Consider the following 11,398-nt stretch of genomic DNA (forward strand, 5'->3'; position numbering starts at 1 on the left):
GCAGGGCATTCATCGTACTGATAAGCCAGCCTTTAGCTTCCAGGGGCACCCGGAAGCGAGCCCCGGTCCGCACGATGCCGCACCGCTGTTCGACCACTTTATCGAGTTAATTGAGCAATACCGTCAGTCCGCGAAATAATCAGGAGTAAAAGAGCCATGCCAAAACGTACAGACATAAAAAGTATCCTGATTCTGGGCGCGGGTCCGATTGTTATCGGTCAGGCGTGTGAGTTTGACTATTCCGGCGCCCAGGCGTGTAAAGCCCTGCGTGAAGAGGGTTACCGCGTTATTCTGGTGAACTCCAACCCGGCAACCATCATGACCGACCCGGAAATGGCCGATGCCACCTACATCGAGCCAATTCACTGGGAAGTGGTACGCAAAATCATTGAGAAAGAGCGCCCGGATGCGGTGCTACCAACCATGGGCGGTCAGACAGCGCTGAACTGCGCACTGGAACTGGAACGCCAGGGCGTACTGGCTGAGTTCGGCGTGACCATGATTGGCGCGACGGCGGATGCTATTGATAAAGCGGAAGACCGTCGTCGCTTCGACATCGCGATGAAGAAAATTGGTCTCGACACCGCGCGTTCAGGCATCGCTCACACCATGGAAGAAGCGCTGGCGGTTGCCGCTGACGTTGGCTTCCCGTGCATTATCCGTCCTAGCTTCACCATGGGCGGCACCGGTGGCGGTATCGCCTACAACCGCGAAGAGTTCGAAGAAATCTGCGAACGCGGTCTGGACCTTTCCCCAACCAACGAGCTGCTGATTGATGAATCGCTGATTGGCTGGAAAGAGTACGAGATGGAAGTGGTGCGTGATAAAAACGACAACTGCATCATCGTCTGCTCCATCGAAAACTTCGATGCGATGGGCATCCATACCGGTGACTCCATCACCGTAGCACCTGCCCAGACGCTGACTGACAAAGAATATCAAATCATGCGTAACGCCTCGATGGCGGTACTGCGTGAAATTGGCGTGGAAACCGGCGGTTCTAACGTCCAGTTTGCGGTAAACCCGAAAAACGGTCGCCTGATTGTCATCGAGATGAACCCGCGCGTATCCCGCTCCTCGGCGCTGGCCTCTAAAGCCACCGGTTTCCCGATTGCGAAAGTTGCCGCCAAGCTGGCTGTTGGATATACCCTCGATGAACTGATGAACGACATCACCGGCGGCCGTACTCCGGCTTCGTTTGAGCCGTCCATCGACTACGTTGTGACCAAGATTCCACGCTTCAACTTCGAGAAATTCGCCGGTGCTAACGACCGTCTGACCACGCAGATGAAATCTGTCGGCGAAGTGATGGCGATTGGCCGCACCCAGCAGGAATCGCTGCAGAAAGCGCTGCGCGGTCTGGAAGTCGGCGCGACCGGCTTCGACCCGAAAGTCAGCCTGGACGACCCGGAAGCACTGACTAAAATCCGTCGCGAGCTGAAAGACGCTGGCGCTGAGCGTATCTGGTACATCGCCGATGCCTTCCGTGCTGGCCTGTCCGTCGATGGTGTGTTCAACCTGACCAACATCGACCGCTGGTTCCTGGTGCAGATTGAAGAACTGGTGCGTCTGGAAGAAAAAGTCATTGACCTTGGCATCAACGGCCTCGACGCTGACTTCCTGCGCGTACTGAAGCGCAAAGGCTTCGCTGATGCGCGTCTGGCAAAACTGGCCGGCGTTCGCGAAGCGGAAATCCGCAAACTGCGTGACCAATATAACCTGCACCCGGTCTACAAGCGCGTGGATACCTGTGCGGCAGAATTCGCGACTGACACCGCTTATATGTACTCCACTTATGAAGATGAGTGTGAAGCGAATCCGTCCGTCGACCGCGATAAAATCATGGTGCTGGGCGGTGGTCCAAACCGTATCGGTCAGGGCATTGAGTTCGACTACTGCTGCGTACACGCCTCTCTGGCGCTGCGCGAAGACGGTTACGAGACCATTATGGTCAACTGTAACCCGGAAACCGTCTCTACCGACTACGACACTTCCGACCGCCTGTACTTTGAGCCGGTAACCCTGGAAGACGTACTGGAAATCGTGCGCATTGAGAAGCCGAAAGGCGTCATCGTACAGTACGGCGGCCAGACCCCGCTGAAGCTGGCGCGTGCGCTGGAAGCTGCAGGTGTACCGGTTATCGGCACCAGCCCGGATGCCATCGACCGCGCGGAAGACCGTGAGCGCTTCCAGCAGGCGGTTGACCGTCTGAAGCTGAAGCAACCGGCGAACGCTACCGTAACGGCTATCGAACAGGCTGTTGAGAAGGCGAAAGAGATTGGCTACCCGCTGGTGGTGCGTCCGTCGTATGTTCTCGGCGGCCGCGCTATGGAAATTGTCTACGACGAAGCCGACCTGCGTCGCTACTTCCAGACTGCGGTCAGCGTTTCTAACGATGCGCCGGTACTGCTGGACCGTTTCCTTGACGATGCGGTTGAAGTGGACGTGGACGCTATTTGCGACGGCGAAATGGTGCTGATTGGCGGCATCATGGAGCACATCGAACAGGCGGGCGTACACTCCGGTGACTCCGCATGTTCTCTGCCAGCGTACACCCTGAGCCAGGAAATTCAGGATGTGATGCGTCAGCAGGTGCAGAAACTGGCCTTCGAACTGCAGGTTCGCGGTCTGATGAACGTTCAGTTTGCGGTGAAGAATAACGAAGTTTACCTGATTGAAGTGAACCCGCGTGCGGCGCGTACCGTACCGTTCGTCTCCAAGGCAACTGGCGTACCGCTGGCGAAAGTTGCGGCGCGCGTGATGGCCGGGAAAACGCTGGCACAGCAGGGCGTAACCAAAGAAGTTATCCCGCCGTACTACTCGGTAAAAGAAGTGGTGCTGCCGTTCAACAAATTCCCGGGCGTTGACCCGCTGTTAGGGCCAGAAATGCGCTCTACCGGGGAAGTAATGGGCGTGGGCCGTACCTTCGCGGAAGCGTTCGCTAAGGCACAACTGGGCAGCAGCTCCACCATGAAAAAACAGGGTCGTGCGCTGCTCTCCGTTCGCGAAGGCGATAAAGAGCGTGTGGTTGACCTGGCGGCGAAACTGCTGAAGTTTGGTTTTGAGCTGGATGCGACGCACGGCACGGCGATTGTGCTGGGCGAAGCGGGTATCAATCCACGTCTGGTGAACAAGGTGCATGAAGGGCGTCCGCACATTCAGGACCGTATCAAGAATGGCGAGTACACTTACATCATCAACACCACCGAAGGGCGTCAGGCGATTGAAGACTCCAAGCTGATTCGCCGCAGCGCACTGCAGTACAAAGTGCATTATGACACTACCCTGAACGGCGGTTTCGCGACGGCGATGGCGCTGAATGCCGATGCCACTGAGAAGGTGACCTCTGTGCAGGAAATGCACGCACAGATCAAAAAGTCATAAAAAATAGGTTCGGTGATAATTGTGTTAACCTGACCTGCAATATAATCTTGAAAGGGTTTCTGTAAAGAAACCCTTTTTTAAATTCGCGTAAGGTCATTCCTGGCCAGATGCACTTTCATAACCACATTTTCAATGTAATAAGCACGATATAGCTCACACTAATCAACATTCAAGTCGCATACTATCCTTTATATCCACAATTTTAATATGGCTTAGTTTTTATTAATTTGGACAGGCCGTAGCCAGATTTTTAATTTGTGAAATGGTGTGCTTATGTGTGAAAAATATGTTGAAAGACCGCTTTATTTGTTAATTGCTGACTGGATGATGGCTGAGGATCGTTGGATAACCGCAAAGGAAATTTCCCGCCATTTTGATATTGAGCACTGCAAAGCAATTAATACTCTCTCTTATATTCTGTCGGAAGTGGGAGAAATTGTTTGTGAAGTTAAGATGATCCCTAATCAGATTGCAGGCCGGGGCTGCCAGTGCCAGCGTCTGGTAAAAGTCATCAGTATTGATTCTCACCTCTACAACCGATTGAGCCACAATTTGCAGGAAAAAAAGGTGAGTGTGGCGAAAACGCCGCGGCTGTCTGCCGTTCCGCCAACAGAGCTCAACCGTGAGCAGAAATGGCAGATGATGCTCTCCAAGAGTATGCGTCGCTAATTGTCAGTTTGCCTGATGGCGGTATAAACGGTGGTTGACGCGTAGGCCGGATAAGCGTGAGCGCATCCGGCATCAATTACTGTGCTGATTTGGGTTTTACGTCCGTCGTGCCTTTCAGGCGCGGCCGGTGTTCTTCGACCCGCGTTAATGGCTGCGTTTCGCGTAAACCTGCCCGGCAGCGGACCGCAAGATCCTGATACTCTTTGGTGTTTAACCGTTTCCAGTGCAGTTCCTGAACCGTGACTTCACGCAATACGCGAGCGGGTGAGCCCACCAGCATCTGCCTGGCCTCCCCCTGAAAGCCGGCTTTGACAAAGCTCATGGCGGCGACAATGCTCTCTTCACCAATCACTGCGCCGTCCATAATGACGCTGTTCATGCCGATCAGCGCATCTCTGCCCACCACGCAACCGTGCAGGATTGCGCCATGGCCGATATGCCCATTCTCATGCACGATGGTGTCAGTGTCGCAATAACCGTGCATGATGCAGCCATCCTGCAAGTTAGAACCTGCCTCCAGAATCAGGCGACCATAGTCACCGCGCAGTGAGGCATGTGGGCCGACGTAGACGCCAGCCCCCACGATCACATCACCAATCAACACGGCGCTGGGATGAACATACGCCTCTGGATGTACTACCGGAATCAGGCCTTCAAAGGCGTAATAGCTCATCGGTTATCAGCGTCCTTTCCACACCGGATCGCGTTTTTCCGCAAATGCCTGTGGTCCTTCCAGCGCATCTTCCGAGTGCAGCACCGACGGATAGTGCTTCAGCACACCACTGCGGATGTAACGGTAGCCTTCTTCTACCGGCATTTCGCTGGTCGCACGATAAATCTCTTTCAGCGCGGCGATAGCCAGCGGGGCGCTATTCACCAGCTGCTGCGCCAGTTCGCGCGCGCTATCCATCAGTTCGCTCTGGCTGACAACGCGGTTGACGATACCCCAACGTAGCGCTTCTTCGGCGCTCATTCGTCTGCCTGTCATCACCATTTCGTTGACGATAGCCGGTGGCAGTAGCTTCGGCAGACGCAGAACGCCGCCGCTGTCAGGCACGATCCCGAGCTTGGCTTCCGGTAGCGCGAAGCTGGCATTTTCCGCACAGACGATAAAATCCGCCGCCAGCGCCAATTCAAAACCACCGCCAAACGCATAGCCGTTTACCGCAGCGATGACCGGTTTATCGAGGTCGAAAATTTCGGTTAAACCGGCAAAGCCGCCTGGGCCAAAATCGGCATCCGGCGCTTCACCTTCAGCTGCCGCTTTTAAGTCCCAGCCCGCAGAAAAGAATTTCTCGCCGCCGCCCGTGATTATCGCTACGCGTAATTCCGGGTCATCACGAAAATTAAGAAACGCTTCACCCATGGCAAAGCTGGTTTTGGCATCAATGGCATTGGCTTTAGGCCGGTCGAGGGTAATTTCCAGGATCGGGCCGTTACGGGTCAGATGTAATGATTCACTCATAGTTCATCTCCAGATAAATAGATTTCCCGGCAGGAGGAATTCCTACCGGGAGGGTTATTTCAGATTTTTTTTGATTATTTTTCCTGAACAATTGCGCGGCAGGTCGGTTCTTATCTCCATAAAAGAGGGAACCTTGAATTTCGCCATATTGTTTTCGCAGAAGCTGAAGAACTCGGCTTCGCTTAATGTTTCACCTTCATTAAGGACGATAAACGCTTTAATGGCTTCATCACGGATTGAATCTTTAATACCGACAACCACAATGTCCTGAATTTTTGGGTGCGCAGAAATAATATTTTCCAGCTCGACGCAGGAGACATTTTCTCCGCCGCGTTTAATCATGTTGCAGCGTCTGTCGACGAAATAAAAAAAACCGTCCGCATCCTGATAGCCCGAATCACCGGTATGTAACCAGCCTTCAGGTTCCAGCGCTTTGGCGGTAGCCTCCGGCTGGGCATAGTACTCTTTGAAGATGGTTTTGCCCGGCACGCCTTTGATGCAGATTTCGCCAATTTCTCCGGCGGGCAGGGGACGGTTGCGATCGTCACGGATTTCGGCTTCATAGCTAAAACCCACGCGGCCAATAGAGGGCCAACGCCGTTTGTCTCCGGGGCGATCGCCAATAATGCCGACGATGGTTTCGGTCATACCGTAGGAGGTCAGCAGCCTGACGCCAAAACGTTCGGTAAAGGCGTCTTTTTCCTGCTCGGATAAATTGAGATAGAACATCACTTCGCGCAGGCGATGCTGTCTGTCCGTTGGCGCTGCGGGTTGAACCATCAGCGTTCGGATCATCATCGGAATGCATTCGGTGACTGTCGCCTGGTATCTACGTACCTGATCCCAAAATGCCCTGGCGCTGTACTTTTCCAACAGCACAAAGGTGCTGCCTACGGAGAATGCCGCCATGGCTGCCGTACACTGACAGTCGATATGAAAAGCGGGCATTACCGTCATGTAGACGTCATCATCGCGCAGGGCGATTTGCCAGGAAGTGTAGTAGCCGGCAAATCGCAGGTTGTAGTGGGTAATCACCACCCCTTTAGGCCGTGAGGTGGTGCCAGAGGTAAACAGAATTTCCGCCGTATCGTCAGTGGATAACGCAGGTGTATAGCACAGCGTGGCGGACTGGCGGGATTGCAGTTGGGTAAAGTGGCTCACGCCGTCATCAACCGGAAGCTGTTCGCCAATCAGACAGATATGATTCAGCGGTGTGGTATTTTCCAGCCGTATCTGGCGGTACATAGGATAAAACTGGGCGCTGGTGACCAGCAGGCTTACCTGGCTGTTTTGCAGGATCCAGGCGCTTTCTTCACCCAGCAAACGGGCATTAATCGGCACCATGATGGCGCCAATTTTTGCCAGCCCAAACCAGCAAAAAATGAATTCCGGACAGTTATCCAGATGCAATGCGACCTTATCGCCCTTGCGGATCCCTAAAGAATGGAACAGGTTTGCCGTGCGGTTAATCTCTTCATTGAGCGAGGCATAGCTAAATTGCCGAACGTTTCCTTCGCAGGATTCGAAAATTAACGCCGTTTTATCTCCATACACCCCGGCCAGGTCGTCCCACATCAGACGTAAGTTTTGTCCGCCAACGATATCCATATTGCTTTATCCACTGAAATCAGGCGTGAGCGCTAACCCACTCGCGGGTCAGCGCGTCGCGTTTATTCCTCAACTCTGGCCAGGCCTTTGCCGACCAGCTCATTTATGTCTGCTTCGCTATATCCAATATTTTTCAGAATGGCGGCGGTATCCATGCCGTGTGACGGCATGCCACGCCAGATTTTCCCTGGGTTGTTTTTAAATTTCGGCATGATATTCGGTCCTTTGCAGGTGCGACCATCCATCGTTTGCCACTGAGTAATCGATTCACGGGCAACGTACTGCGGGTTGCCTTCCAGTTCCGGAATGGTCAGCACCTTCGCGCAGGCGATATTCAGCTCAGCAAAGCGCGCCTGGACTTCGGCGATGGTGTGTGTTGCCAGCCACGCGTCCAGTTTCTCTTCCACGAGCGGGCCGTAAGGGCATTCCACGCGATGGATAAGCTGGGTGCCTTCCGGGACTTCCGGTGTGCCAAGAATGTGGGCGAGGCCAATATCTTTGAAGCACTCGTTGATTTGCGTGATGCCGACCAGCTCCATGACGATATAGCCATCGGCGCATTTATACAGGCCGCAGCCAGCGTAATACGGGTCTTTGCCTTTGGTCATGCGTGGGCAAATTTCGCCGCCGTTAAAGTAATCCATCATGAAGTACTGACCCATGCGCAACATCACCTCGTACATGGCGATATCAATGCTTTCACCTTTACCCGTTTCGCGGACTTTGTGCAGAGCCGCCAGCGCCGCTGTCGTTGCGGTCATCCCGGAGAAGTAATCGGCGGTGTACGGGAAGGCTGGCATCGGCTGATCAACATCACCGTTTTGAATCAGATAGCCGCTGAACGCCTGCGCGATGGTGTTGTAAGCCGGAAGATTGGTGTACTCCTCGGTACCAAACTGGCCGAAGCCGGAAAGGTGGGCGATAACCAGTTTCGGGTTATGTTCCCACAGCACTTCATCGGTAATACCGCGGCGGGCAAAGGCCGGGCCTTTACTGGCTTCAATGAAGATATCGGTGGTTTCCATCAGTTTCAGAAACGCTTCCCGGCCTTCATCTTTGAAAATATTGAGCGACAGGGCGTGCAGGTTACGACGTGAGAGCTGCGGATAGTTAGGCTGTACGCGGATGGTATCGGCCCACGCAACGTTTTCAATCCAGATAACCTCAGCCCCCCATTCGGCGAACATCTGTCCGGCGAACGGACCGGCAATCTCGATCCCTGAAAAGACAACTCGTACCCCGGCAAGTGGGCCAAAGGTTGGCATTGGTAAGTGATCCATAATTTTGCTCCTGGCATTTTTTTGCGGTATGTATGCCGGATAAGCACAGCGCCATCCGGCATAATTGCCTGATGGCGACGCGAGCGTCTTATCAGGCCTACAAGGGGTCGATTAACGGTATTGCTTCAATACCGCACGACCCAACGTCAGGATCTGCATTTCGTCAGAACCACCAGAAACACGGTCAACGCGCAGGTCACGCCAGAAGCGCGTGATGCGATGGTTACCCGCGATACCCACGCCACCCAGCACCTGCATGGCGGTGTCTACCACTTCAAATGCCGCGTTGGCGCAGAAGTATTTGCACATTGCCGCGTCACCCGAGGTAATAGTGCCGTTATCCGCTTTCCATGCGGCTTCCAGCAGCATGTTTTTCATGGAGTTCAGTTTGATCGCCATGTGCGCGAACTTCTCCTGAATCAGCTGGAAACGGCCGATAGCTTCGCCAAACTGCACGCGCTGATTGGCGTAGCGCGCGGCGTCTTCAAACGCGCACATTGCCGTACCGTAGTTGGTCAGCGCGACGAGGAAGCGTTCATGGTCAAACTCTTCTTTCACGCGATTGAAACCGTTACCTTCCCGACCGAACATGTCTTTCTCGTCCAGCTCAACGTCGTCAAAGGTGATTTCACAGCAGCTATCCATACGCAGACCGAGTTTCTCCAGTTTGTTGACCTTGATACCCGCTTTGCTCATGTCAACGAACCACTCGGTATAAACAGGTTTATCCGGCGATGCGCCATCTCTCGCCATCACCACGATGTACGGGGTATAGGCGCTACTGGTGATAAAGCACTTACTGCCATTAAGATAAACCTTACCATTTTTACGTGTATAAGTGGTTTTCAGGCTACCAACATCCGATCCCGCTCCCGGTTCGGTGATCGCAGAGTTCCACATCTGCTTACCGGTTCCCTGGAACGCCATGATTTTATCAATTTGCTCTTGAGTACCTTCACGCAGAAAAGTGTTAAAACCGCCAGGTAATTGGTACAACACGTAAGTCGGTGCGCCAAGACGTCCGAGTTCCATCCAGACGGCGGCAACGGTGACAAAACCGGCTTCCAGCCCGCCGTGTTCTTCCGGGATCAACAGGCTATCGATGCCCATATCCGCCAGCGCTTTCACAAAACGCTCAGGGTAGACGCTGTCGCGATCGCACTCGGCAAAATAAGCTTCCCAGTTCTCACTGGCCATCAGTTCACGAATACCGGCGACAAACAGCTCCTGCTCGTCATTTAAGTTGAAATCCATCTTTCAGCCTCTTGATCAATTGGGTTAATAAGAATTACTTGTCTTTCCAGTGCACTTTGGCGTCTTTAATAAAGGACAGCGTCACCATGATGTTGACGAAGAACAGCGGACATCCTCCGGCGATAATTGCGGTCTGAATGGGCTTCAGCCCACCCAGCGCCAGCAGAACGATGCCGATGACGCCGACCAGAACGGACCAACCGATACGCACCAACAGCGGCGGTTCTTCACCATCACGAACTTCGCGACAGGTGGACATCGCCAGGGTGTAGGAGCAGGCGTTAATTAGCGTGACGGTGGCAATAAAGCAGAGGATAAAGAAGCCCCACATGGTGGCGGTGCTGAATGGCAAGGCCGCCCAGGTTTCGATAATGGCGCGCGCCACGCCGTGTTGTTCAATCAGCTGCGGGATGTTGAGAATGTTTTTATCCATCAGCAGTAGGGTATTGCTGCCAAGGACTGTCCACAGGATCCAGGTGGAAGCAGTCAGGCCCAGCACCATCCCAAAGCACAGTTCACGTACGGTACGACCACGAGAAATACGCGCCAGGAAGATACTCATCTGGATGGCGTAAATGACCCACCATGCCCAGTAGAAAACAGTCCAGCCCTGCGGGAAGCCGCCTTTGCCGATGGCATCGGTATAGAACAGCATGCGCGGCAGATACATCAGCAGCATGCCGACCGAGTCGGTGAAGTAGTTCATGATGAAGCTGGCGCCGCTGACAATAAACACCCAGCCCAGCATCAGGAAGCTCAGGTAGCTACGCACGTCGCTGGCGATCCTGACCCCTTTTTGCAGGCCGCAGGCTACGCAAATGGCGTTCAGAATGATCCAGCAGGTAATGATGATGGCATCTAATTGCAGCGTATGCGGAATACCGAACAGCCATTGCATACACTCGGTTACCAGCGGCGTCGCCAGACCGAGGCTGGTACCCATCGCAAAAATCAGCGCCACCAGGTAGAAGTTATCCACGATGGTGCCGAACAGCCCTTTCGCATGCTTTTCGCCCACTAACGGTACCAGCGTGGAGCTGGGACGGATCACATCCATCTTGCGCACAAAGAAGAAGTAGGCGAAGGCAACGGAGAGGAAGCTGTAGGTTGCCCACGGCAACGGCCCCCAGTGGAACAGGCTGTATGCCAGGCCTATCTCTTTCGCACCGGTGGAATTGGGCGCCAGGGCGAACGGCGGGGTAGAGATATAGTAGTAGATCTCGATGGAGCCCCAGAACAGCACCGCGGCTGAAGTACAGGAGGCGAACATCATAAAGATCCAGCTGGCGGTACTAAACTCCGGTTTTTCGTCGCCTAATTTCTTTTTGGCATACGGGCCAAAAACCAGCCAGAACCAGCCGCCTAGCATGACGACCATATACCATTCAAATGCCCAGCCCCAGACATTGGTGACATAACTGAATACCGCATTAATAACGACATTAGCGGCATCGAGATCTCTTACTGTTAGCCAACAAAGTATTCCAACTATTATTAATGGCGGAAAAAAAACCTTCGGTTCAATTCCCGATTTTCTCTTTTCATTTTTCATAAGTGAATTCCAGTGTGAAAACGAAATTTATTTAGCGAGCCCGTGAACGAACGTTTGTTTATTTATTATTAATGATTTGTTGATAACTTTTAACCTCTGGGGTCGCCTCAGTGAGTAACTCATAATGAGTATTCATTTCGGGCGATTCTGTTATCTGCGTCACACTTTTTTATGCTAGTTATTTTG

The 11,398-nt window shown here is 53.3% G+C and carries 8 protein-coding genes and 1 pseudogene; 3 read left to right on the plus strand and 6 right to left on the minus strand.

All coding sequences use genetic code 11. The annotated features are described in order from the left end of the window. The 3 genes and pseudogenes from JTI85_RS21265 to caiF form a co-directional block, all read left to right on the plus strand. Nucleotides 1-139: pseudogene (locus JTI85_RS21265) on the plus strand (carbamoyl-phosphate synthase small subunit); the annotation flags it as partial. Nucleotides 140-156: 17 nt separating this feature from the next. Beyond that, nucleotides 157-3,384 carry a carbamoyl-phosphate synthase large subunit gene (gene carB / locus JTI85_RS04655; protein ID WP_219352185.1) on the plus strand — a complete coding sequence of 1,076 codons (3,228 nt, stop codon included), beginning with the start codon at nt 157-159 and terminating at the stop codon, nt 3,382-3,384. Nucleotides 3,385-3,657: 273 nt separating this feature from the next. Then, nucleotides 3,658-4,053 (plus strand): carnitine metabolism transcriptional regulator CaiF, encoded by a 396-nt coding sequence (gene caiF, locus JTI85_RS04660; RefSeq protein ID WP_003018912.1) that lies wholly within the window; start codon nt 3,658-3,660, stop codon nt 4,051-4,053. 76 nt (nt 4,054-4,129) lie between these two features. On the opposite strand, the gene caiE is transcribed toward caiF, so the two are convergent. The 6 genes from caiE to caiT form a co-directional block, all read right to left on the minus strand. Beyond that, on the minus strand, nt 4,130-4,726 hold the full coding sequence (gene caiE / locus JTI85_RS04665; protein ID WP_219352187.1) for a carnitine operon protein CaiE: 597 nt from the start codon (nt 4,724-4,726) through the stop codon (nt 4,130-4,132). A gap of 6 nt (nt 4,727-4,732) precedes the next feature. Continuing rightward, nucleotides 4,733-5,518: a crotonobetainyl-CoA hydratase gene (caiD, locus tag JTI85_RS04670; protein WP_000004376.1), complete on the minus strand. Its 786-nt coding sequence runs from the start codon at nt 5,516-5,518 to the stop codon at nt 4,733-4,735. A 54-nt stretch (nt 5,519-5,572) separates the two neighbouring features. Further along, nucleotides 5,573-7,126, minus strand: coding sequence for a crotonobetaine/carnitine-CoA ligase (gene caiC / locus JTI85_RS04675; protein ID WP_219352189.1), 1,554 nt, complete (start codon nt 7,124-7,126; stop codon nt 5,573-5,575). 62 nt (nt 7,127-7,188) lie between these two features. Continuing rightward, nucleotides 7,189-8,406, minus strand: a complete 1,218-nt coding sequence (gene caiB, locus JTI85_RS04680) for an L-carnitine CoA-transferase (RefSeq protein WP_048212732.1) — start codon at nt 8,404-8,406, stop codon at nt 7,189-7,191. A gap of 111 nt (nt 8,407-8,517) precedes the next feature. After that, nucleotides 8,518-9,660: a crotonobetainyl-CoA dehydrogenase gene (gene caiA / locus JTI85_RS04685; protein ID WP_005124373.1), complete on the minus strand. Its 1,143-nt coding sequence runs from the start codon at nt 9,658-9,660 to the stop codon at nt 8,518-8,520. Nucleotides 9,661-9,694: 34 nt separating this feature from the next. Next, on the minus strand, nt 9,695-11,212 hold the full coding sequence (gene caiT / locus JTI85_RS04690) for an L-carnitine/gamma-butyrobetaine antiporter (protein WP_048212731.1): 1,518 nt from the start codon (nt 11,210-11,212) through the stop codon (nt 9,695-9,697). Nucleotides 11,213-11,398 lie beyond the last annotated feature (186 nt).

The organism is Citrobacter sp. Colony219, assembly GCF_019382635.1.
Lineage (GTDB): Bacteria > Pseudomonadota > Gammaproteobacteria > Enterobacterales > Enterobacteriaceae > Citrobacter > Citrobacter youngae.